Annotated in this window: 20 protein-coding genes, 1 pseudogene and 1 riboswitch; of the genes and pseudogenes, 15 read left to right on the plus strand and 6 right to left on the minus strand. The window is 70.5% G+C overall.

The annotated features are described in order from the left end of the window. Positions 1–58: 58 nt before the first annotated feature. From GTY58_RS36230 to GTY58_RS36265, 8 genes and pseudogenes are all read left to right on the plus strand, one after another. Positions 59–895, plus strand: coding sequence for a DUF881 domain-containing protein (locus GTY58_RS36230; protein ID WP_037646985.1), 837 nt, complete (start codon positions 59–61; stop codon positions 893–895). Then, positions 892–1,224 (plus strand): small basic family protein, encoded by a 333-nt coding sequence (locus tag GTY58_RS36235; RefSeq protein ID WP_003988855.1) that lies wholly within the window; start codon positions 892–894, stop codon positions 1,222–1,224. The genes GTY58_RS36230 and GTY58_RS36235 overlap by 4 nt, the downstream gene beginning before the upstream one ends. 5 nt (positions 1,225–1,229) lie before the next feature. Continuing rightward, entirely contained in the window at positions 1,230–2,096 is an 867-nt protein-coding gene (locus tag GTY58_RS36240; protein WP_037646987.1) for a DUF881 domain-containing protein, read from the plus strand. Positions 2,097–2,157: 61 nt separating this feature from the next. Then, positions 2,158–3,132, plus strand: coding sequence for an FHA domain-containing protein (locus tag GTY58_RS36245; RefSeq protein WP_010988377.1), 975 nt, complete (start codon positions 2,158–2,160; stop codon positions 3,130–3,132). Positions 3,133–3,150: 18 nt separating this feature from the next. Further along, complete coding sequence (locus tag GTY58_RS36250) at positions 3,151–3,906, plus strand: MerR family transcriptional regulator (protein WP_010988378.1); 756 nt, start codon at positions 3,151–3,153, stop codon at positions 3,904–3,906. 86 nt (positions 3,907–3,992) lie between these two features. Beyond that, a complete protein-coding gene (locus GTY58_RS36255) occupies positions 3,993–4,466 on the plus strand; it encodes a bifunctional nuclease family protein (RefSeq protein ID WP_006123076.1) in 474 nt (157 codons plus the stop codon). Between the two features lie 284 nt (positions 4,467–4,750). After that, positions 4,751–5,386 (plus strand): MerR family transcriptional regulator, encoded by a 636-nt coding sequence (locus GTY58_RS36260; RefSeq protein WP_010988379.1) that lies wholly within the window; start codon positions 4,751–4,753, stop codon positions 5,384–5,386. Positions 5,387–5,606: 220 nt separating this feature from the next. Then, positions 5,607–6,956 (plus strand): annotated as a pseudogene (locus GTY58_RS36265) (DNA polymerase IV); the annotation flags it as partial. Positions 6,957–7,237: 281 nt separating this feature from the next. Here GTY58_RS36265 and GTY58_RS36270 read toward each other — a convergent pair. Beyond that, a complete protein-coding gene (locus GTY58_RS36270; RefSeq protein WP_037646991.1) occupies positions 7,238–7,609 on the minus strand; it encodes a PRC-barrel domain-containing protein in 372 nt (123 codons plus the stop codon). A gap of 114 nt (positions 7,610–7,723) precedes the next feature. Beyond that, positions 7,724–7,819, plus strand: a riboswitch (glycine riboswitch). Between the two features lie 177 nt (positions 7,820–7,996). Here GTY58_RS36270 and gcvP point away from each other — a divergent pair. Continuing rightward, complete coding sequence (gene gcvP / locus GTY58_RS36275) at positions 7,997–10,882, plus strand: aminomethyl-transferring glycine dehydrogenase (protein ID WP_037646993.1); 2,886 nt, start codon at positions 7,997–7,999, stop codon at positions 10,880–10,882. 170 nt (positions 10,883–11,052) lie between these two features. On the opposite strand, the gene GTY58_RS36280 is transcribed toward gcvP, so the two are convergent. Together GTY58_RS36280 and GTY58_RS36285 are read right to left on the minus strand one after the other, a co-directional pair. Beyond that, positions 11,053–11,259: a DUF5999 family protein gene (locus tag GTY58_RS36280; protein WP_010988383.1), complete on the minus strand. Its 207-nt coding sequence runs from the start codon at positions 11,257–11,259 to the stop codon at positions 11,053–11,055. A gap of 387 nt (positions 11,260–11,646) precedes the next feature. Then, positions 11,647–12,231 (minus strand): hypothetical protein, encoded by a 585-nt coding sequence (locus GTY58_RS36285; RefSeq protein ID WP_010988384.1) that lies wholly within the window; start codon positions 12,229–12,231, stop codon positions 11,647–11,649. Between the two features lie 538 nt (positions 12,232–12,769). Between GTY58_RS36285 and GTY58_RS36290 the strand changes: the two genes are divergently transcribed. After that, a complete protein-coding gene (locus tag GTY58_RS36290; RefSeq protein ID WP_037646995.1) occupies positions 12,770–14,287 on the plus strand; it encodes a glutamate--cysteine ligase in 1,518 nt (505 codons plus the stop codon). A gap of 107 nt (positions 14,288–14,394) precedes the next feature. Here GTY58_RS36290 and GTY58_RS36295 read toward each other — a convergent pair whose 3' ends face one another. Next, positions 14,395–16,158, minus strand: coding sequence for a VWA domain-containing protein (locus tag GTY58_RS36295; protein WP_037646997.1), 1,764 nt, complete (start codon positions 16,156–16,158; stop codon positions 14,395–14,397). Between the two features lie 205 nt (positions 16,159–16,363). Between GTY58_RS36295 and GTY58_RS36300 the strand changes: the two genes are divergently transcribed. Beyond that, positions 16,364–17,143, plus strand: coding sequence for a type II CAAX endopeptidase family protein (locus tag GTY58_RS36300; protein WP_107083159.1), 780 nt, complete (start codon positions 16,364–16,366; stop codon positions 17,141–17,143). Here the strand turns inward: GTY58_RS36300 and GTY58_RS36305 are convergent. After that, positions 17,133–17,951, minus strand: a complete 819-nt coding sequence (locus GTY58_RS36305) for a PhzF family phenazine biosynthesis protein (RefSeq protein ID WP_010988388.1) — start codon at positions 17,949–17,951, stop codon at positions 17,133–17,135. The two genes, GTY58_RS36300 and GTY58_RS36305, sit on opposite strands and share 11 nt — an antisense overlap. A gap of 416 nt (positions 17,952–18,367) precedes the next feature. On the opposite strand from GTY58_RS36305, the gene GTY58_RS36310 reads away from it, so the two are divergent. Further along, complete coding sequence (locus tag GTY58_RS36310; RefSeq protein WP_078234942.1) at positions 18,368–19,012, plus strand: PadR family transcriptional regulator; 645 nt, start codon at positions 18,368–18,370, stop codon at positions 19,010–19,012. Positions 19,013–19,087: 75 nt separating this feature from the next. Here GTY58_RS36310 and GTY58_RS36315 read toward each other — a convergent pair whose 3' ends face one another. Then, the gene (locus GTY58_RS36315; RefSeq protein WP_037647000.1) at positions 19,088–19,516 is read right to left on the minus strand and encodes an SRPBCC family protein; all 429 of its coding nucleotides are present in this window, start codon (positions 19,514–19,516) and stop codon (positions 19,088–19,090) included. 349 nt (positions 19,517–19,865) lie between these two features. Here GTY58_RS36315 and GTY58_RS36320 point away from each other — a divergent pair, with 349 nt between their 5' ends. The 3 genes from GTY58_RS36320 to GTY58_RS36330 all read left to right on the plus strand — a co-directional run bounded on the left by GTY58_RS36320 (position 19,866) and on the right by GTY58_RS36330 (position 22,761). Further along, the gene (locus GTY58_RS36320) at positions 19,866–20,423 is read left to right on the plus strand and encodes a Clp protease N-terminal domain-containing protein (protein ID WP_037647136.1); all 558 of its coding nucleotides are present in this window, start codon (positions 19,866–19,868) and stop codon (positions 20,421–20,423) included. Between the two features lie 116 nt (positions 20,424–20,539). After that, entirely contained in the window at positions 20,540–21,547 is a 1,008-nt protein-coding gene (locus GTY58_RS36325) for an EamA family transporter (RefSeq protein ID WP_010988392.1), read from the plus strand. Between the two features lie 221 nt (positions 21,548–21,768). Beyond that, complete coding sequence (locus GTY58_RS36330; RefSeq protein ID WP_010988393.1) at positions 21,769–22,761, plus strand: EamA family transporter; 993 nt, start codon at positions 21,769–21,771, stop codon at positions 22,759–22,761. Positions 22,762–22,799 lie beyond the last annotated feature (38 nt).

Raw genomic sequence — 22,799 nt, forward strand, 5'->3', positions numbered from 1 at the left:
GCCGCAGCCGCCCCCCGTTCGGAGCACCCCTACGCGCCCCCCGCGCCCGGACGCCTCCATGTCGCTGCTCACCAACGTCATGGATCACAGCCTCGACGACGGATATGCCGAGGCCGCCGCCCGGAAGAAGGCCGAGGGCACCGGCGGCATGCCGAAGACCGTGCGGGCCAAGCTAGGTCTCGCGGCCGGACTGGTCCTGGCGGCGCTGGTGGTGACCGTGGGTGCGGCGCAGGCGCGGATAGCGGCCCCGACGATCGCCAAGGAGCGTCAGGAGCTCGTCGACCGCATCGGGCGTGAGACCACGGTCGCGGACAAGCTCGAGAGCAGCGTCGACACTTTGCGGGACGACGTGAGCGCGCGGCAGCGCGAGGCACTGAAGAAGTACGGCGGCGGCGACCAGGCCGACGTAGTGGGCATCCTGTCGGGTGCCGTCGCAGTCCACGGCCCCGGGGTGAAGCTCGTCGTGGACGACGCCAAGGAAGCCAGCACCGGCGGCAACGGTGATCCGCGAGAGACCTCCGGGTTCTCCGACACCGGACGCGTCCGGGACCGCGACATGCAGCGTGTGGTGAACGGACTGTGGGAGTCCGGCGCCGAAGCCGTTGCGATCAACGGGCAGCGGTTGACGGCCCTGTCGGCCATCCGGGCCGCGGGTGACGCGATACTGGTCGACAACAAGCCGCTCGTACCGCCGTACACGGTGCTCGCGGTGGGGGACGGCAAGCACCTCAGCACCGGGTTCCAGAACAGCCCCGACGGGCTGTATCTGCACGCGTTGCAGGAGAACTACGGCATCCGGACCGGCATCTCCGTCCAGGGTGACGTCCGGCTGCCCGCCGCACCGAGTGTGATCGTACGTACAGCACAGCCGAGCACAGAGAAGGGCACATCGTGATCGCCGTACTGGGCCTCGTCGTGGGAGTCGTGGCTGGATTGTTGGTCCGGCCCGAGGTTCCGGCGGTCGTGGAGCCTTACCTTCCCATTGCCGTCGTGGCCGCACTCGATGCCGTGTTCGGCGGTCTGCGTGCCATGCTCGACGGCATCTTCGACGACAAGGTCTTCGTGGTGTCGTTCCTGTCGAACGTCGTCGTCGCCGCGCTGATCGTCTTCCTGGGCGACAAGCTGGGTGTCGGCGCCCAGCTGTCCACCGGTGTCGTGGTCGTCCTCGGCATCCGCATCTTCTCCAACGCCGCGGCGATCCGTCGGCACGTCTTCAGGGCGTGAGACAGATGAGCCATGAGGACGAGACGCCCAAGGGACCGGACACGCCGGAGGCCGCCGAGCACCGGCTGCGCAGAGAGCTGCCGGAAGAGGTGCCCGAGACGGCCGCGGAGACCGCGAACGAGGACGCCACCAAGGGCTCCGGGCCTGGGTTGACCGGCCGTCAGCGCCTGGTGCAGGGACTGTGGCCGCCGCGCGTCAGCCGTGCGCAACTCATTGTCGCGCTGCTGCTGTTCGGCCTCGGCTTCGGTCTGGCCGTGCAGGTGGCGTCCAACAGTGACAGCGGCAACGCCTTGCGCGGGGCGCGCCAGGAGGATCTCGTACGCATCCTCGATGAACTCGACAACCGCACACAGCGTCTTGCGGACGAGAAGCAAGGTCTCGAGGACCAGCGGTCCGAGCTGGAGAACAGCTCGAACCAGGCCGAGGAGGCCCGTAAGCAGACGGTCGAGAAGGAGAAGCAACTCGGCATTCTGGCGGGCACGGTCGCGGCACAGGGACCTGGCATCACGATGACCATCGACGACCCGAAGGGGACGGTCCGGGCGGACATGCTGCTCGACGCGGTCCAGGAGTTGCGCGCGGCCGGCGCGGAGGCGATCCAGGTGAACGGTGTGAGGGTCGTCGCCAACACCTATCTGACGGACTCCGGCAAGAGTGTGAGTGTCGACGGGAACAAGATCAGCCAGCCGTATCGTTTCAAGGTCATCGGCAAGTCGCAGGACCTCGAGCCGGCGCTCAACATCCCGGGTGGCGTGGTGCAGACTCTTGAGAAGGAGCAGGCCACCGTCGCGGTGGAGCGTTCGACGAAGATCATTGTGGACGCCTTGCGAGCGGCGAAGCGGCCTGACTACGCTCGGTCGTCCTCCGAGTGAACGCGAGGTGCATGGGGGTCGCCCGGCGAGGGCATGAGGTTGCGGGGGGTCGGCGCACCGAATGGGTGGTGCGTGGTGGAAACTGTCTGGTGGATACGGACGTTGTGAGGATGTCCGGGTCGACCGGTGTGTTCAATCAGGGTTCGTCCTGCCCCACGGGCGGGTCTGTTTCGGTCAAGGGGAATCGCCCGTGAAGTTGTTTGCGAAGTTGTTCGGCAAGAGCTCTCGAGAGGGCAGCGACAACGCCACTGCCCGCCATCGCGCGCCGCGCTCCGGGGATGCGGAGGCACAGGGCGGCGAGCGCCCGCTGTTCCGCGATCAGGTCGGTGGACCCGGTGGCGACATTTCCGGTGGTCAGGGCGCGTCGTCTGTTGACCCTGCCCAGTCCGGCCGCATAGGTTTCGGGGATCCGTCAACCTCAGGTGCGGGTGGAGGGTTCGGCTCCGACCCGTATGCGTCCAATGCCCCGGCGGGGCAGCCGCGGCAGGAGGATCCGTCGATGTCGGCCCTGGTGTGTACGAGGTGCGGTAACCGCAACGCGGAAAACAGCCGTTTCTGCTCCAACTGCGGTGCTCCGCTGCGGGGCGGGGCGGCTCCGGAGCGGCCGTCCGAGACGACCTCCACGATCTCCATCTCGGGTCTCGAGGCCTACGATGCCGAGGTCACCGGCCAGACGGCGATGCCCACGCTGTCCCCCGAGGCGCAGGCGGCCGTCGACGCGTTGCCGCTCGGCTCGGCGCTCCTGGTGGTGCGCCGCGGCCCCAACTCGGGCAGCCGCTTCCTGCTGGACGGTGAGCTGACCACGGCGGGGCGCCACCCGCAGAGCGACATCTTCTTGGACGACGTGACCGTGTCACGCCGCCATGTCGAGTTCCGTCGCGGTGCGGACGGCACGTTCACGGTGGCCGACGTCGGCAGCCTGAACGGCACCTATGTCAACCGGGAGCGCATCGACCAGGTCGCTCTCTCCAACGGTGACGAGGTGCAGATCGGCAAGTACCGGCTGGTCTTCTACGCGAGCCAGCGGGGCATCTGACCCGACAGGGAAGGGCCCATGCTTCACACACCGAGCGGCGGTGCCGGCAGTGGCACCGCCGCCACGGACGGCGAGCTGATGAGCATCGGCACGGTGCTCAACGCTCTGCGTGACGAGTTCCCCGACATCACGATCTCCAAGATCAGATTTCTGGAGTCGGAGGGCCTCATCGAGCCGCAGCGGACCCCCTCGGGGTATCGCAAGTTCAGCGCCGGCGACATCGAGCGTCTCGGTCACGTGCTCCGGATGCAGCGGGACCACTATCTGCCCCTGAAGGTCATCCGAGAGCATCTGGACGCCCTGGAGCGCGGTGAGGAAGTGCGGCTGCCCTCCATGGGGCGCCAACGCGACCCGGGCGAGGGAGAAAGCCTGGTCGACCTCTTCGGGGAGCCCGAGGCGCCCACGGCGGCCCGGGTGGGGCGCGCCGAGCTGCTGGCCGCCGCCGAGATCGGGGAGCAGGAGCTCGAGGAGTGGGAGTCGTACGGGCTCATCGCACCGCTGCCGGACGGGGCGTACGACGCGGAGACGGTCACTGTCGCCACCCTCGTGGTCGAGCTGGGGCGCTTCGGGATCGAGCCGAGGCATCTGCGTGTGATGAAGGCCGCCGCGGACCGTGAGGCGGGGCTGGTGGACCAGGTGGTGGCTCCGCTGAGGCGGCACCGCAATCCGCAGACCAGGGCCCACGCGGAGGCTCGTACGAAGGAACTGGCGGGGCTCGCGGTGAAGCTGCACGCCGCGCTGGTGCAGACCGCGCTGGGCGTACGCCTGCCCTGAGTCGGGGCGTGTTCGCCGGTGGCGGATCGTCCACCCGTTCTGTGCTCGACTACCCAAACGTCCCGGGCACGGCCTAGGGTTACTGTGTGAACGAGCTCGATGTCGTAGGTGTCCGGGTGGAAATGCCCTCCAACCAACCGATCGTGCTCCTGCGTGAAGTGGGAGGCGACCGTTACCTCCCTATCTGGATCGGGCCCGGGGAGGCGACGGCGATCGCCTTCGCCCAGCAGGGCATGGCCCCCGCACGACCGCTGACCCACGACCTGTTCAAGGACGTGCTGGAGGCCGTCGGCCAGGAGCTCACGGAAGTGCGCATCACGGATCTGCGTGAAGGCGTCTTCTACGCGGAGCTGGTGTTCGCCAGCGGCGTCGAGGTGAGCGCGCGGCCGTCCGACGCCATAGCGCTGGCACTGCGTACCGGAACGCCGATCTATGGCAGCGACGGGGTCCTCGACGACGCAGGTATCGCGATCCCCGACGAGCAGGAGGACGAGGTCGAGAAGTTCCGCGAGTTCCTCGACCAGATCTCGCCCGAGGACTTCGGTACGAACAGCCAGTGACGCCCGCCCGTGCGGGGCTGATGACCGGGAGGGCCCGCTGCCGTGGTGATTGCGGCGGCGGCGCCCCGCCTCTTCGCCCACGGTCGGCGGGGCGCGGCACATGCCGGTGGCCAGGGGGCGTCACGCGGCTCGCCCCGAAAGCATTCGGCTAGCCTTTCCCCGCGGGAGGGCACGGGAAACCACTCCTAGGGTGATTATCACTCGGCGTGCCGAGTGTGGCGATCGTTGACGCACCCCTGGTGACTGCCTACCGTCGAGGAGGCAGGTCAAGGACGGAGGTCGGCGTGAGAAGCAGCGGCGACGGTACGGCTGGGGGTGCCCCCGGACGCAGTCTGGGGGAGAGCGGCCCGTACCCGCTTCACGGCAGCGCGGCCGGCCCCGCTCATCAGCGGCCGACGGCAGTAGCGGGCGACGAAGAGGCGGCTTCCGAGGAAGTCGGCTATCGCGGTCCCACGGCATGCGCTGCCGCGGGCATCACCTACCGGCAGCTTGACTACTGGGCCAGGACCGGCCTCGTCGAGCCGAGCGTGCGGCCCGCCTACGGGTCGGGGACGCAGCGCCTCTACAGCTTCCGGGACGTGGTCGTCCTGAAGATCGTCAAGCGGTTCCTCGACACCGGAGTGTCGCTGCAGAACATCCGCACCACCGTCCAGCACCTCAGGGAGCGCGGCTTCCGGGACCTGGAACGGATGACGTTGATGAGCGACGGAGCGACGGTCTACGAGTGCACGTCCCCCGACGAGGTCCATGCCCTGCTCCAGGGCGGCCAGGGCATCTTCGGCATCGCCGTGGGCGTGGTCTGGCGGGACGTGGAGAGCGCGCTTTCGCAACTGCACGGGGAGCGGGTCGACACGGGGGAGACCCTGGTAGGCCACAACCCCACCGACGAACTGGCGCGACGGCGCAACCGGGCGGTCTGAAGCCAACCGGGCGGTCTGAAGCACGGAGCGACCGGGCGGTCTGAGGTACGGGGCGCACGGCGGTCTGAGGTACGGGGCGCACGGCGGTCTGAGGTACGGGGCGCACGGCGCGACGCGCTGGGACGGAGCGGCGGGCAAGACGCCGCGAAAGCGTCGCGATCGACAGGTGATGCCCCGGGGAGCCGGGGCATTGTCAGTGGCGTAGGGCAGCATCGGAGATGTGAGAAACGCGCCCACGATCCTGCATCTCGACATGGATGCCTTCTACGCCTCGGCGGAGCAGGCAGCCAAGCCGAGCCTGCGCGGGAAGGCCGTCGTCGTGGGTGGGCTCGGACCACGCGGGGTGGTGGCCACGGCCTCGTACGAGGCACGGGTTTTCGGGGTGCACTCGGCGATGCCCATGGCCCAGGCGCGACGGCTGGCGCCGAACGCCGCGTATCTCGTGCCGCGCTTCGGTCTGTACCGGGAGGTCAGTGAGCAGGTGATGGGGCTGCTGCGGGGCCTGTCGCCGCTGGTGGAGCCGCTGAGCCTGGACGAGGCGTTCGTGGATCTGGAGGCCGGAGGAGTGGCCTGGGACGCGGAGTCGGCGCGGCTGGTCGGGGTGAAGCTGCGCGCGGACATCAGGACCGTCACCGGGCTGACGGGGTCGGTGGGGCTCGCCGCCTCCAAGATGCTCGCGAAGATCGCCTCCGAGGAGGCGAAGCCCGATGGGCTGGTGCTGATAGAGCCGGGCACGGAGCGGGCCATGCTCGGGCCGATGTCCGTGCGGACGCTGCCCGGCGTGGGGCCCGCCACGGGGGACCATCTGCGCCGGGCCGGGATCACCACGGTCGAGGAGCTCGCCGAGGCGGGCGAGGACGAGCTCGTACGGCTGCTGGGCAAGGCTCACGGGCATGCGCTGTACGCCATGGCGCTGGCGCGCGACGAGCGGCCGGTGGTGGCCGAGCGGGAGGCCAAGTCGGTGTCGGTCGAGGACACCTACGACGTGGACATCCATGACAGGACCCGGGTCGGGATGGAGGTGCAGCGGCTCGCGGATCGGTGTGTGCAGCGGCTGCGCGGTGCGGGGCTGTCCGGGCGGACCATCGTCCTCAAAGTGCGGCGGTACGACTTCTCCACGCTGACCCGCTCCGAGACGCTCAGGGGGCCCACGGACGACCCCGCGGTGGTACGGGAGGCGGCGGCCCGGCTGCTGGACTCCGTGGACACCACGGGCGGCGTACGGCTGCTCGGGGTGGGTGTCAGCGGGCTCGCCGACTACACACAGGAGGATCTGTTCGCGCAGGCGCATGTGGGGGCGGCCGAGTCGGTGGCGCAGGAGCAGCCGGAGACGGTGGGGGCCGTGGTGTCGGACGAGCCGGCAGGGGAGGAACCGGCTGTGGCCGAGCGGCACTGGCGTGCCGGGCACGACGTACGGCATGCCGAGTACGGGCACGGGTGGGTGCAGGGCAGCGGCCTCGGCCGGGTGACGGTGCGGTTCGAGACGCCCGACTCGGAGCCTGGACGGGTACGCACGTTCCGGACCGACGATCCGAATCTGGAACCGGTGGATCCGCTGCCGTTGGTGGCGCGAAGACCGGAGGCCGCCGGGGCCGGGGCCTCCGGGGCGGAGGAAACCGGGCCCGAGGTCGGTGTGGCCGGCTCTTCGGGTGGGGCGGGCGAGTGTTCGGCCGGGAGGGAGGGGTCTGAGGGTGGGACGGAGGAGTCTTCGGCGGTGAGGGACGGTGCTTCGAGTGGGACGGGCGGCCCTGCGGCCCGGGCGGCCGGTTCCGTGGCGGTGCCGGCAGGTTCTGGGGTAGGCGGGGCCGGCGTGGCCGACGGGGTCGACTCCGAGGGCGCGGGGCCGGGGGGTCAGGCTTCGTCCGTTCCCGCCAGGCGGCCGAAGTCGTGGTCCGGCAGCGGGGGGAGGGGGGCCACGTCGAGGCCGTAGTGGTGGTAGAGCTGCAATTCCTGTTCCGGGGAAAGGTGTCGCCCCACGCCGAAGTCGGGGGCGTCCTTGATCAGGGCGCGGTCGAAGGGGATCCGGAGGGTGCCCTCGACCAGCTCGCTGGGCTCCAAGGGCACGAAGGCGTCCCTGCTGAACAGGCCCGTGCGTATGGCCGCCCACTCCGCCACTCCGGTCGCGTCGTCGAGGTAGATCTCGTCGATCGTGCCGATCTTCGCGCCATGGCAGTCGAACGCCTTGCGGCCGATCAGGTTGCGCGGATCGATGTCGGTCTGCACGGGCCCTCCTCTTGGTCGCAACTCATCCGTAAGCACTACGAAAGAGCACATTCAGCAAGGCGGCCACTCGAAAGCTCGTGCAATGTCCTCGCTGGTAGGCTGGCAAATGGCTGCTGACCCCGTGCGGGAGAGTCCTCCGGAAGTCGTCGGAGGCGCCGAAGGAGCAAATCCTCCCCGGAATCTCTCAGGCACACGTACCGCACGGACGAGGTCACTCTGGAAAGCAGGGCGGATGTCTATGGCTTCCGCTCTCACCGACGGTGAAAGCCGGAGCGCCCTCGGGCGGACCGGCGAAGCTCTCAGGTTGAGATGACAGAGGGGGAGGCCGTCGGGGTACCCGCGCAGGGGTGCCCCTCGAAGGTCGCGTCAGACCAGGAGGCCTCCGCAATGACCGCCCATCGCATTCCGCTCTCCGATCTCGAACAGGGAATCCCCTTCGAGCAGCGCCACATCGGCCCCGATTCCGAAGCCCGGGCCAAGATGCTCGCCCAGGTCGGCTACGGGTCGCTCGACGAGCTGACCGCGACCGCCGTCCCGGACGTCATCAAGAACGCCGAGGCGCTGGAGCTGCCGGGCGCGCGCACCGAGGCCGAGGTGCTTGCCGAACTGCGCTCCCTCGCCGACCGCAACCAGGTCCTCGGTTCCATGATCGGCCTCGGCTACTACGGCACCTTCACACCGCCGGTGATCCTCCGGAACGTGATGGAGAACCCGGCCTGGTACACCGCGTACACGCCGTACCAGCCGGAGATCTCGCAGGGCCGGCTGGAGGCGCTGCTGAACTTCCAGACCGTCGTCGCCGAGCTGACCGGGCTGCCGACCTCCGGCGCCTCGCTGCTCGACGAGGGCACCGCGGCCGCGGAGGCCATGGCGCTGTCCCGGCGGATGGGCAAGAACAAGAAGGGCCTGTTCCTGGTCGACGCGGACGCGCTGCCGCAGACCATCGCCGTCATCGAGACCCGTGCCGAGCCGACCGGCGTCGAGGTCGTCGTCGCCGACCTGAGCGAAGGCATCCCCGCCGGGATCGCCGAGCGCGAGATCAACGGCGTGCTGATCCAGTACCCGGGCGCCTCCGGTGCCGTACGCGACATCAAGCCGCTCGTCGAGCAGGCGCACGAGCTGGGCGCGGTCGTCACCGTCGCCGCCGATCTGCTCGCGCTCACGCTGCTCACCTCGCCGGGTGAGCTGGGTGCCGACATCGCGGTCGGTACGACGCAGCGGTTCGGTGTGCCGATGGGCTTCGGCGGGCCGCACGCCGGTTACATGGCCGTGCGTGAGAAGTTCGCGCGCAGCCTGCCCGGCCGGCTCGTGGGCGTGTCCGTGGACGCCGACGGGCACAAGGCGTACCGGCTCGCCCTGCAGACGCGGGAGCAGCACATCCGCCGCGAGAAGGCGACCAGCAACATCTGTACGGCCCAGGTGCTGCTCGCCGTGATGGCCGGCATGTACGCCGTGTACCACGGGCCCGACGGACTGAGGACGATCGCGCGGCGTACGCACCGGTACGCCACGATCCTCGCCGAAGGGCTGAAGGCCGGCGGCGTCGAGGTCGTGCACGGCGCGTACTTCGACACGCTGACCGCGCGGGTGCCGGGCCGGGCCGCCGAGATCGTCGCCGCCGCGCGTGAGGGCGGGGTCAACCTGCACCTCGTCGACGCGGACCTCGTGTCGATCTCCTGTGACGAGACCACCACGCGGGCCCAACTGGGCGCCGTCTGGACCGCGTTCGGCGTCGAGGGCGACATCGAGGCGTTGGACGCGGCGGCCGAGGACACACTGCCGGCCGCGCTCCTGCGTACCGACGACTACCTGACCCACCCGGTCTTCCACCAGTACCGTTCCGAGACCGCGATGCTGCGCTACCTGCGCAGGCTCTCCGACCGCGACTACGCGCTCGACCGCGGCATGATCCCGCTGGGCTCCTGCACCATGAAGCTCAACGCGACCACCGAGATGGAGCCGGTCACCTGGCCCGAGTTCGGGCAGCTGCACCCCTTCGCGCCCGCCGAGCAGGCGCAGGGCTACCTCACGCTCATCCGGGAACTGGAGGAGCGGCTCGCCGAGGTCACCGGCTACGACAAGGTGTCGCTCCAGCCGAACGCCGGCTCCCAGGGCGAGCTGGCCGGGCTGCTCGCCGTACGTGGGTACCACCGCGCCAATGGCGACGAGCAGCGCACGGTCTGCCTGATCCCGTCCTCCGCGCACGGCACGAACGCGGCGAGCGCCGTGATGGCCGGCATGAAGGTCGTCGTGGTGAAGACGGCCGACGACGGTGAGATCGACGTCGAGGACCTGCGCGCCAAGATCGAGCAGTACCGCGACGAGCTGTCGGTGCTGATGATCACGTACCCCTCGACGCACGGTGTGTTCGAGGAGCACGTCGCCGACATCTGCGCCCAGGTGCACGAGGCGGGCGGCCAGGTGTACGTCGACGGAGCCAACCTCAACGCGCTGGTCGGGCTCGCCAAGCCGGGCCACTTCGGCGGTGACGTCTCGCACCTCAACCTGCACAAGACGTTCTGCATCCCGCACGGCGGGGGCGGTCCGGGCGTCGGGCCGGTCGGTGTGCGCGCCCACCTGGCGCCGTATCTGCCGAACCACCCGCTCCAGCCCGAGGCCGGCCCCGCGACGGGCGTCGGCCCGATCTCGGCCGCGCCCTGGGGCTCCGCGGGCATCCTGCCCATCTCCTGGTCGTACGTCCGGCTGATGGGCGGCGAGGGCCTCAAGCGCGCCACGCAGGTGGCGGTGCTGTCCGCCAACTACATCGCCAAGCGGCTGGAGCCGCACTACCCGGTGCTCTACACCGGTCCTGGCGGGCTCGTCGCGCACGAGTGCATCATCGATCTGCGTCCGCTGACCAAGGCGACCGGCGTGAGTGTCGACGACATCGCCAAGCGGCTGATCGACTACGGCTTCCACGCGCCGACGATGTCGTTCCCGGTGGCGGGGACGCTGATGATCGAGCCGACCGAGTCCGAGGACCTGGGCGAGCTCGACCGGTTCTGCGAGGCCATGATCGCCATTCGTGCGGAGGTCGAGAAGGTCGGCTCGGGCGAGTGGCCGGCGGAGGACAACCCGCTGCGGAACGCGCCGCACACCGCGGCCGCGCTCGGCGGAGAGTGGGAGCACGCCTACAGCCGTGAGGAGGCCGTCTTCCCGGCGGGTGTCTCGGCCGCGGACAAGTACTGGCCGCCGGTGCGCCGTATCGACCAGGCCTTCGGCGACCGCAACCTGGTCTGCTCCTGCCCGCCGCTGGACGCTTACGACGACTGATGCGCGCGATCGCCCGGTGTCCGCGTGCTCGCGGTGCACCGGGCGGCCCTGGATTCTGACCGCTCTCGCAGAGAGTGGTGACGGGGAGTAGCCGCCCGTGGATACGCGTCGGGGCCGGTTCGGGAGGTGTCTCCCGGCCGGCCCCTCTTGTGTCTGGGCGGGTGTGCGGCTCAGGCGGCCGTCATCACCTGGTCGGTGCCCAGTGGGCGGTGCGGGGCGATGATCCGGCCGTCCGGCAGCAGCTCACCGGTGTCCTCGAAGAGCAGAACGCCGTTGCAGAGCAGGCTCCATCCCTGCTCCGGGTGGTGCGCCATGAGACGGGCGGACTCCCGGTCGGCGGATGCGGCTGTCGGACAGAGTGGCTGGTGCTGGCACATGGTGGAGGGGATCTTTCGCTCTGTTGTGAGGTCTGAGATGGCTGTTGTGTCTGTCTTGCGGCTCGAAGCGTTGTTCATGGCCGCCCCCCGTTTTTGACAAGTCGGATTTTGACAAGTCGGTCTGAGACCCAGTGTTGCCCTACGGGCGTCAATCCGCAGGGATTTCGCAGCACCGCTTCTCACAGGTTGATGACGCATCACCCGGCCGGACGGTTCATCCCAACTGCACTGTCACTTTGGGTGGTTCGGAGTGACCGGATAGGGCTAGTCCGGACGGGGAGTGGGCTTTTTCCGGCTCTTACGAGCGTATTGACGCCCGTAAGAGCGACGTACCCCGCCACCGGGAATTCGGCGACGGGGTACGCGGAGTCGTGCGGGTGCGCTCGGTCAGGCGGGTGAGCCGAGCAGGGGTGCGGGAGTCACCCGGGTGGTCAGGACCGGAAGCAGTTCCGCGACCCGGTGCGGGCGGTGTGCCGCGATGCCGGGCGGCGCCGGAGCCAGCGGGACGAGCAGGTCGGTGGCGGCCGGGTGGCCCGTCGCGCCGTCGGCCGTGGAGTCGCCGTGCAGCCAGAGGGTGAGCATGTATAGCTCGGGCACGGACAGCAGCCGGGCCTGGTAGGGCTGTTTCATGGTCTCCGCCTGGCGCAGGGCGCGCTCCGTGGCGGTGATGTACGGGCCTTCGAAGAAGTGGGAGAAAGCCCAGCCGTCGGGGGTCAGCATCGTCTCGGCGGCGGCCACCGCGCGATCGCCGCAGCGGATGAGGAAGCGCCATCCGGCGAGCCGGGTGGCAGAGGCGCCCGCGGGGGTGATCCGGTCCAGGACGTGTACGGGTAGCGGGAGTTCGGGAGTGACGGGTCCCTGGGCGTTGCGCAGGGACGGGGTACGAGCCTCGCGGACCGCGGTGGGGGAACCGAGTGCCGTGAGAACGGTGCGCAGGGCGGGCGCGGGAGCCGGGGGGACATGCAGCGGCATGGTGGGTCGCCTCTCTCATTCGACAGGCACGGTGAAGCGAGGGGTGGGGCGGGCGGACGGCGCTGTCAGCTCTCGGGGTCAGAGGGGCGGGGGCTCCGTACCCGGACGGATGACGGCGCTTTGTCGACAGGGCCCAGAACCGCGAGTGCCAACTCTCTGCCTCGTTCGCAGAGTTTATACGACACGTGTTCACGCGGTGTTTCGGCTAGCTGTTTCGGGCATCACGGGCAAGGGGGCATTCGGTCGGTGATAAGGGGGGTTCGTCCCGGTACTACATGGGTACCCGACCGGTGACCTCGTAATACGTCGCCGAAGCGGTCGGCCGATTCTCGTCGGCGATTATCACGAGATCATTGCGCCGTGAAACTGCGTGCTGCTCCATGCCCGGCGAATGTGCCGCATGGCAGTTGCATTCAGCGTAGCGGGCGCCGGGTCGACGCGGGGCGTTATGGATCGCGTTGCCTGGGCATCATCACCCGTGACCCGGGGACACCAGCGGCCGGATCGTCGGCCTGCCCATCCGAGGAGGGACACGTCGATGGGGGAGAAGGTCGTGGCGGGGTCGTTCGACCTGTCCGATCGCCAGCGCTACCGCGGCAAGCTCCGGCAGTGCCTGGCGGGGCTGGCGCGACTGTTGGAGGAGAAGCGGTTCGATCGCCCCAAGAACCTCATGGGTCTGGAGATCGAGCTGAATCTCGCAGGTGCGGACGGCCTGCCAAAAATGATGAATGAGCAAGTACTCGAAAGGATTGCGAGCCGCGATTTCCAAACAGAACTCGCCATGTTCAATCTGGAAGTCAACATTGCCCCACATCGATTGGGCGGCCGGGTATTCGACCGGCTCGCCGAGGAGCTGCGCACCTCACTCGCCTACGCGCACCGCAAGGCGAACGAGGTCGACGCCGGAATCGTGATGATCGGCATCCTGCCGACGCTCGGCCGCGACGACCTGATCTCCTCGAATCTCTCCGGCGGCGACCGCTACACCCTGCTCAACGAGCAGATCGTGGCCGCGCGCGGCGAGGACTTCGTGCTGGACATCGACGGCATCGACCGGCTCGTGTGCACCTCGAAGTCGATCGTGCCCGAAGCGGCCTGTACGTCCGTGCAGTTGCATCTCCAGGTCACGCCGGGCCGCTTCGCCGACGTGTGGAACGCGGCGCAGGCGGTGGCCGCCGCGCAGGTCGCCATCGGCGCCAACTCGCCGTTCCTGTTCGGTCATGAGCTGTGGCGTGAGTCGCGGCCCCCGCTGTTCCAGCAGTCCACCGACACCAGGCCGCCGGAGCTGCAGGCCCAGGGCGTGCGGCCGCGCACGTGGTTCGGCGAACGGTGGATCTCCTCCGCGTACGACCTGTTCGAGGAGAACCTGCGCTACTTCCCGGCGCTGCTGCCGATCTGCGACGACGAGGATCCGCTGCGGGTCCTCGACGACGGAGGCATACCGAAGCTCGCCGAACTCGTCCTGCACAACGGCACCGTGTACCGCTGGAACCGGCCCGTCTACGGCATCGCCGACGGCGTCCCGCATCTGCGCGTCGAGAACCGTGTGCTGCCGGCCGGGCCCACCGTCAGTGACGTGATCGCCAACGCGGCCTTCTACTACGGTGTCGTACGCGCGCTCGCCGAGGAACCGCGGCCCGTGTGGACGCGGCTGCCGTTCGAGTCGGCGGCCGCCAACTTCGACGCCGCGTGCCGGGACGGCATCGACGCCCGCCTGGAGTGGCCGCGGCGCGGGCGGTACGGCGGGACCACGCAGGTCGATGCCGTGCACCTCGTACGCGACGAACTGCTGCCGCTCGCCGAGGCGGGCCTCGACGCGTGGGGTGTCGAACCCGCGGACCGGGACTTCTACCTCGGCATCATCGAGGAGCGGTGCAGGCGCCGGGTCAACGGTGCGAGCTGGCAGGCCGCCACCTTCCACCGGGCGCTGGAGGCGGGGCTGGACCGGGACGCCGCGCTGGCCGCGACGACGCGGCGGTACAGCGAGCTGATGCACGTCGGGGAGCCGGTGCACACCTGGCCGGTGGGGCTGCCGGAGCCGGTGCCGCTGGGGTGAGACCGGGCGCGTCGACAGGCCACAGGGTCTGTCCGGCGGATCGGGCCGGAGGAAAGCGGCGGTACCTGTCAGCCCCCGCGTCTACGGCCTGCTCCGCCGGGCAGGACCTAGCTCTGGTTGCCGGCCTCCATGATCGCTTTGAGGATCACCGAGTGGATCTGGGCGGGGCTGTCGACCTGGTGGCCCGAGCCGCCGGTCGCCCCGGCGATCCGCTCGGCCTCCTGCCGGTGGGCCTCCGGTCCCACGGCGATCATGATCAGCGGCACCGGGTGTCGCGGGTCGGCCAGTTTCCGCAGTTGGGTGAGCAGGGTGGAGCGGGAGATGCTTCCCGGGTCCTCGTTGACGCCGTCGGTCAGGATGACCAGTGCGTTGAACTTCCCCTTCACATATGAGGCGGTGGCCGCCTTGTACGCGGCGAGCGTCGTGTCGTACAGACCGGTGGCACCGCCCCGCACCGGCTCCAGCGCGCTGAACGCCGCCGACAGTCTGTCCCGCTGCGTGTCGCGGCCCCCGCGGTCTCCGAGCCGCCCGGTCGGTACGAGCACGCGGTAGTCCTTGTCCCCGTCGAGCTTCGCGGAGAAGTTCCACAGCCCGATCTCGTCATCCGGCGTGAACGTGGTGAGGGTCTGGAGCAGCGACGCCTTGGTGACGTCCATTCGCGACCGGCTGCTGCCCGGCACGGCCTCGGACATCGAGGCCGAGATGTCCACGACGGTGGTGATCCGGGCGCTCTGCACCGTGATCGTCCACGTGCCGAGCGACTCCTGGAGCGTCTTCTCGGAGGCCGGTTCGGGTGCGGGCTCCTCGTACGGCTGCGGGGAGCGGCCGCCCGCCGCCGTCACGACCGTGGCGGAGACGTCCTCGTCGTCGATGCGGAAGCCGTGCTTCTGAAGGATCCTGGTGCCCTTCGGCTGCTCCAGCAGCGTCATGAACCGGAGGGCGGCGCGGCTCTCGTCGGTGGACAGTCGCGGCTGGTCGACGAGTGTGAACGGGTAGTCGAGCCGCGGTGATCCGTCCTTGGGGTAGAAGAGGTCGAGCTTCAGGTCGCTGTCGGCCGAGGTGTTGTGCGTGAACGCCGCCTGCTCGGAGAGGATCAGCGCCTGGTTGCGCTTCGGGTCGCCCTGCTCGGTGCCCGAGGAGTCGCGCGGCAGCGTCTCCAGGACCTGGCTGTCGCTGTCGGCTGTGCGCTGGGAGAGCGCCTTCGCCATGGCCGCCGTCCGGGTGTCGCCTTCCTTCACCTTGGCGGTGGCGCCGGTCAGCCGGGTGAGGGCGAGCAGCCCGGTCGCGCTGCGCGAGGGGTCGGCCGTGCCGAGTTTCGGCCGGTCCTCCCGCAGGGTCGCGCCGGCCAGTTCGGTCCAGGTGTACGTCTTGTCCGGCCACCCCAGGGACTTCGCCGCCGTCGGAACCACGGCCATCCCGACGGGGGACGAGGCGATGTTGCCGGCCTGGGTGACCTGGGTCGCCCTGGCATCGGCGGTGACGCGCCGCACCCACAGGTCCGCGTCCGGTACCCACGCCTGGATGTCGGACTTCCGGCCCGACAGCAGCGATTCGGTGACCTGGTAGGCATCGCGTGCGGTCACGTGTATGTCCAGGCAGTGGCCGTCGGAGGTGATGTTCTTCCTACGGGCCTCGTCGGCCGCCGCACGGAGGGCGGGGGCCACGTCCGGGGAGGCGGCGATCTTGAGGCGTACGGCGTGGTCCTGGCAGGAGGAGCCGAAGGACAGCAGTCCGCCGCGGACCGCCGCCGCGGTGCCGGCCGCGACGGTGAGTACGAGAGCCGTCGCGATGGCCACGGTGCGGCGACGCGCCCGCGTACGGGGGTCGACGCCGCCCGCCCCGTAGCCGTCGGGCAAGCTGTGACGTCCCATGACGGTGGCCCTCCCTGTTGAGCCGTGAGCCGTGAGGCGGACGTATGGCAGAACGCGAGGGGGAGGTACGCCCGTACGGCGTCCGTCCCCCAGCGGCCTGTCGCGCACGATCTTCGCAAGTTCTTTCGAGACCCTAGCGGGGCGAAGATGGGGACGAGGCGGGATTACTCAACTGGAGGCGGGAGTGCAGGTGGAGGCGGGGTCGATGGCCGATTCTTTTCCGAAGGAGCGGCTGACACGACGGATTCTCCGGGACGAGACGCTGCTCGTCCTGGGGCTCTCACTCGGTGCGAGCGGGGTGTCCGCGCTGATCAGCTTTGTCGGCTCGGTCACCAAACCCGGGGGTCTCAAGGACCAGGCGGCCACCCTCAATGCCTCGGCCGCGCCCGGTCGTCCCTGGCTCGATCTGGCGTGGCAGCTGTTCGGTATCGCGTCCGCGCTGGTGCCGGTCGCGCTCGTGGCGCATTTTCTGCTGCGTGAGGGGGAGGGGCTGAGGACGCTCGGCTTCGACCGCACGCGGCCGTGGCCGGACCTCGGGCGCGGCGCGGCGATCGCGGCGGTGATCGGCAGTACGGGGATCGCCTTCTACCTGGCGGCCCGAGGGCTGGGCTTCAACCTCACCGTGGTGCCCGAGGCGTTGCCCGACGTGTGGTGGAAGTACCCCGTACTGATCCTTTCGGCGGTGCAGAACGCCGTCCTGGAGGAGGTCATCGTCGTCGGCTATCTGCTGCGGCGCCTGGGCCAGTTGGGGTGGACGCCGGGCACGGCGCTGGTGGCCAGCTCCGTGCTGCGTGGCTCGTACCACCTCTATCAGGGCATCGGCGGGTTCATCGGCAACATGGTGATGGGCGTGGCCTTCGTCTACCTGTACCGGCGCTGGGGACGGGTGGGCCCCCTGGTGGTGGCCCACTCGCTGCTCGACATCGGGGCGTTCGTGGGGTACGCGCTGCTGGCGGGGAAGGTGGGCTGGCTGCCTACGGCGTGAGCAGCTCGCCGTCGATGACGGTGACCGCGCGGCCGGTAAGCAGCGTGCGGTCGTCGCGGAGTTCCGTACGGACGTGGCCGGAGCGGGGCGAGGCCTGGAGGCCGGTGAGGTCGGGGCGGCCGAGGCGCTGCGACCAGAAGGGCGCGAGGGCCGTGTGGGCGCTGCCGGTGACCGGGTCCTCGTCGATGCCGACGTTCGGGAAGAAGCAGCGGGACACGAAGTCGTGGCCCTGGGCGGGGTCTTCGGCCCGGGCGGTGGCGATGATGCCGCGCTCGGAGTAGCGGGCGAGGGCCCTGAGGTCGGGGGCGAGGCCCCGGACCGTCTTCTCGTCGGCCAGTTCGATCAGCAGGTCGCCGACGTTCGGGCCGGTGTCGCAGGCCGTGAGCGGCTCGGCGCCGAGGGCCTCGGCGACGCCCTCGGGGATCTCGACCGGGGTGAGCGGGGCGGTCGGGAAGTCCAGTGTGATCGAGCCGTCCTCGCGGGGCGTCGCGATGAGGACGCCGCTGCGGGTGGCGAACCGTACCGGGCCCTCGTGGGTACCCGAGGTGTGCAGCACGTGCGCGGTGGCCAGGGTCGCGTGACCGCACATCGCGACCTCGGTGGCGGGCGTGAACCAGCGCAGCGCCCAGTCCGCCTCGCCGCCCTCGCCCCTGGGCAGGCGATGGGCGAACGCCGTCTCGGCGTGATTGACCTCGCGGGCCACGTCCTGGAGCCAGGCGTCGTCCGGGAAGGCGTCGAGGAGGAGGACCCCGGCCGGGTTGCCGGCGAAGGGGCGGTCGGTGAAGGCGTCGACGATTCGAATCCGCATGCCCTGACGCTAGACGGTGGTGGAGGCCGGGGGACAAGGCCAATCGGGGTGAGCTGGACCGGAACAGGAGTCTCTCCCGGCCTCAGAAGCCTTTCCCGTGACACCGCCGGCGACCGCGGGCGGCTCCTGGGGCTCGGCGGCACGTCGACGGCACTCCTGCCGGTTCGCCGGACACGATCCAAGGCGCCGAGACGCGGGGGCACGCGGCTTCGGTGAACTTCGTACGGTGTGCGCGCACTCCGGCGGGCGGTAGTTCGGACGTGGCCCGAGCCAGGGCGGTGTGTGCCTCCGCGAGGGCTGACAGGCGGTCGTCGCCGTCCCGCTACCGGCCCGGAAAGAAGAGCCTTGTCATGCGAGCTGTTCCGATATATCGTTGAGGCATCGCGACCGATCAACGATGGAATGGAGTGATGGCGATGCGTTCCCGTGGAGAAGACTTCGGATACGAACACGGACATGGACACCACGGCGGCCCCGGCCCTCGGGGTCGGGGCGGCTTCGAGGGGCGGCGCGGGGCCTTCGGGCCCTTCGGGCCGGGGGGTCCCGGTGGGCCCGGCTTCGGCGGACCGGGCTTCGGGCCGGGCCCCTGGGGCGGGCGCGGCCGGGGCGGACCGCGGGGCAGGGCGCGGCGCGGCGACGTACGCGCGTCGATCCTGGCCCTGCTCAAGGACCGTCCCATGCACGGCTACGAGATGATCCAGGAGATCGCCGAGCGCAGCGGCGGGGCATGGAAGCCCAGCCCGGGTTCGGTCTACCCCACCCTTCAGCTGCTGGAGGACGAGGGGCTGATCGCCAACGAGTCCGAGGGCGGCAAGAAGCTGTTCTCGCTCACCGAGTCGGGTCGCGCGGCAGCCGCCGAGGGTCCCGAGGCGCCTTGGGAAGAGGCCTCGCGCGGGGTCGACTGGGAGGCGCTGAGCGAGATCCGGCAGGCCGGCTTCGGTCTCATGGAGGCGTTCGGCCAGGTCTGGAAGACCGGCAGCAAGGAGCAGCGCGACAAGGCGCTGACGGTCATCAACGAAGCCCGCAAGAAGCTGTATCTGATCCTCGCCGACGAGGGCTGACGGCATGCTGTGGTTCGCGCCGGCGCCTCGCGGAAGCTTTTCCGCGGGGCGCCTGTCCGTCTACGGCTGCTGGTGTCAGGCCACCAGTGCGCTCAGCTTGCGCAGCGACTCGTTGAGGGCGGCCGTCGCCGAGTCCTTCAGCTTGCCCGCCATGATGGACACGGCGGCACCGGTGAACTCGCCGTCGATGCGCAACGTCGTCGCGTCCCCGTCCGGGGTGAGCGTGTAGCGCGTGGCGACGTTCACCGCCATCGGGCCCTTGCCGCTGATGGCGAGGACGCGGACGGGCTCCAGTTGGTCGATGGTCCAGTCGACCTCGGCCGGGAAGCCCATGAGCTTCATGTTCTCCGCGAAGGTCCCGCCCACCTCCAGGGTCTCGGGGCCGCCCTTCGGGAAACCGGTGTGGGTCGCGTTCCACTCGCCGTACGCGGACCAGTCGGTGAGCTGGGCCCAGACCTTCTCGGCGGGCGCCTCGATGCGCGCTTCCGCGCTGACTTCGGCCATGCGACCACCCCTTCGTGTCGGGTGCTGCGCCCGGCGCAGCCACGGTGTCGCGGAACGTAGCCGCAGCGCCTGCAACATTCAATACTGATGAACCGTCAGAAAATGTGGAGAGAGGGCGCTCTGGCGCTCCCGGCCGACCCGCCGCGGCACCGCCGTGCCGTGTCGCTCACCGCCGGAGCGCCGGGGGTGCCTGCGGCGTGAGGCAAGGCGGCGCGCATCCCATCGGGGAAACGGCGCGATGTCATTCGTAAGGAGGAGGGGCCGTGTACGCCTCCCCAACCTGCGCCGGACGCGGGAATGGTTCCCGGCGGGGATGACCTCCGTGGACGAGGCTGATGAGGTGGGGGATGTGCCATCCCGTACTCCCCGACAGCCGGCCGCCGAATCCGGCTCGCGCCGCGCCGAACTCGACGCCGGGCTCACCGCAGAGCTGGCCTCGGCGGTGGCCGGTGCGCGCAGACGGGCGGTGCGGGACGGGGACCGGCAGGTCGACACGGCCCATCTGCTGCACACGCTCCTCGAGACGGACCCCCAGGTGCATGCCGTCTTCGACGGCGGCCCGCAGGTCGCCCGGCTGCTCGGCTATCTCGTGCAGCGCAGCATCGGCTACGGGCTGCGCTGGCGGAGCCGCGTCGAGGACTCCGCCGCCGGGCCGACCGTGGGGGAGCCGGAGGGCTGGTCGCCGGTGGCGGCCGGCGCCATGGGGGCCGCCCATGAGCGGGCGGCGCGCCGCGGCGAGGACCGGGCGCGCGGTGTGGATCTGCTGGCCGCGATCGCCGCGGACCCCGAGTCCCGGGCCGTGGAGGTGCTCGGGCGGGCGGGAGTCGACGTCCGTGTGCTGCTGACGCGCATCGAGGCGTGGCTCGAGTTCGAGGACCTGGTCGGGGGTGGCGAGGTCGCGCCCTGAGACCCGTCCCGGCGCCTTTGGCCGAGCCCGGCCGGGGTCCCTCGGCCCTGTCGTCACGTCCAGTCGCTGAGACAGGTGTCATTTGGGGTGACGCTCATGTCATCGCCTGGCATCATGTGCCGGTGCGTACGTCTCAGGCCAGTCAGGGCAATCGTGGAAAAGGCGTCGGCCTGGGGCTTGCCCTGGCGTCGGCGGTCGCCTTCGGTGGATCAGGTGTCGCGGCCAAGCCGCTGATCGAGGCAGGGCTCGACCCGCTTCACGTGGTGTGGCTGCGCGTCTCGGGCGCCGCCCTGGTGATGCTGCCGCTCGCCGTACGCCACCGCGCCCTGCTGCGCCGGCGGCCCGCGCTGCTCATCGGGTTCGGGCTGCTCGCCGTGGCCGGTGTCCAGGCCTGCTACTTCGCCGCGATCTCGCGGATCCCCGTCGGGGTCGCCCTGCTCGTCGAATATCTCGCCCCCGCGCTGGTCCTGGGCTGGGTCAGGTTCGTCCAGCGGCGGCCGGTGACACGTGCCGCGGCTCTCGGAGTCGTCCTCGCGGTCGGCGGCCTCGCCTGCGTCGTCGAGGTGTGGTCGGGGCTCGGCTTCGACGCCCTCGGGCTGCTGCTCGCGCTCGCCGCCGCCTGCTGCCAGGTCGGCTACTTCGTTCTGTCCGACCAGGGCAGCGAGACGGGGGAGGACGCCCCCGACCCGCTGGGCGTCATCGCGTTCGGCCTGCTCATAGGCGCCCTCGTGCTCACCGTCGTGGCGCGGCCCTGGACCATGGACTGGTCGGTGCTCGGGGGCCGCGCGGACATGAACGGGGACTCGGTCCCCGCCGCACTGCTCCTCGGCTGGATCGTGCTGATCGCAACCGTTGTCGCGTACGTGACCGGAGTGCTCTCCGTGCGCCGGCTCTCCCCGCAGGTCGCGGGCGTGGTGGCTTGTCTCGAAGCGGTCATCGCGACCGTGCTCGCCTGGGTGCTGCTCGGCGAGCACCTGTCGGCGCCGCAGATCATCGGCGGCGCGGTGGTGCTGGTGGGCGCGTTCATCGCGCAGTCGTCGGCGCCCGCGAAACCGTCGGACGGGCCCGTCACCGGTGGGGGCGGGGCCGAAAGGCAGTTGTCGGCCCGTGGCACCGCCGCATAGGGTGACGATCATGCCTTTGACGCTCGTTCTTCCGCCTCCGGCCGCCTGAGGCGGGCCTTCCCGAACGCCCGGCGCATGACCGGGCCGAGCGGTGCTGCCCGCAGAAGAAGTCCGAGGACCTTTCCGTGAGCCGGTGACCCGCGCGCGTATCTCCGTGACGCGTGCACACCGGCGGCGACGTGGTCCCTTCCTGAACTTCTGCTGACCTGCGGAGAGAACACGTGTCGAATGCTGTTTCCGGCCTGCCCATCGGGCGAGGCCTGCTCTATCTGACCGTCGCCGGTGCCGCCTGGGGCACCGCGGGCGCGGCCGCGTCGCTCGTCTACCGCGCCGGCGACATGGGGCCGGTCGCCCTGTCGTTCTGGCGCTGCGCCGGCGGGCTCGTCCTGCTGCTCGGTGCCCGGCTGCTGCGCTCGCGGGGCCGGCGGGCCGCGCTCCGGCCGCTGGGCCGGTGCGAGCCGACCGAGCCGCGTGAGTCACCGGCGCGCAAGGCGCTGCGGATCGGCGCCACGGGCCTCGGGCTCGCCGTCTTCCAGACCGCGTACTTCGCCGCCGTCGAGGCGACCGGCCTGGCGGTGGCCACCGTCGTCACGCTGGGCGCCGGGCCCGTGATCATCGCGCTCGGGGCGCGGTTGACCCTGGGGGAGCGGCTCGGGCGGGGCGGGATCACCGCCGTCGCCGGAGCGCTCGCCGGGCTGGCCGTCCTGGTGCTCGGCAGTGGGGGCGCGACGGTGCGTCCCTGGGGCGTGCTGCTCGCGGTCGTCTCCGCGGCCGGGTACTCCGCGATGACCCTGCTCACCCGGTGGTGGGGGCGCGACGGCAGGGCCGACGCGTCCGCCACGACGGTGGGGGCGTTCGCGGTGACCACGCTCTGTCTGTTGCCGGCGGCCCTGGCCGAAGGGCTGCTGCCGTACACGGCTGAACCGGTCCACGTCCTGGGCCTGCTGGTGTACATCGCCGCCGTCCCCACGGCCCTCGCGTACGCCCTGTACTTCGCGGGTGCGGCCGTGGTCCGGTCGGCCACCGTGTCGGTGATCATGCTCCTCGAGCCGGTGAGCGCGGCGGTCCTGGCCGTGGGCCTGCTCGGTGAGCGCCTGACGGCGGCAACGCTGGTGGGCACGCTGCTGATGCTCGGTTCCGTCGCGGGGCTTGCGGCGGCGGAGACACGGGCCGCGGCGGCGGGCGTTCCGCAGGGGGAGCCGACGCTCGTCTGATCCGGGGCATCGGGTGCGGGCAACTACGGGGGCCGGGG

Source organism: Streptomyces sp. SID5469, from assembly GCF_009862865.1.
Lineage (GTDB): Bacteria > Actinomycetota > Actinomycetes > Streptomycetales > Streptomycetaceae > Streptomyces > Streptomyces avermitilis.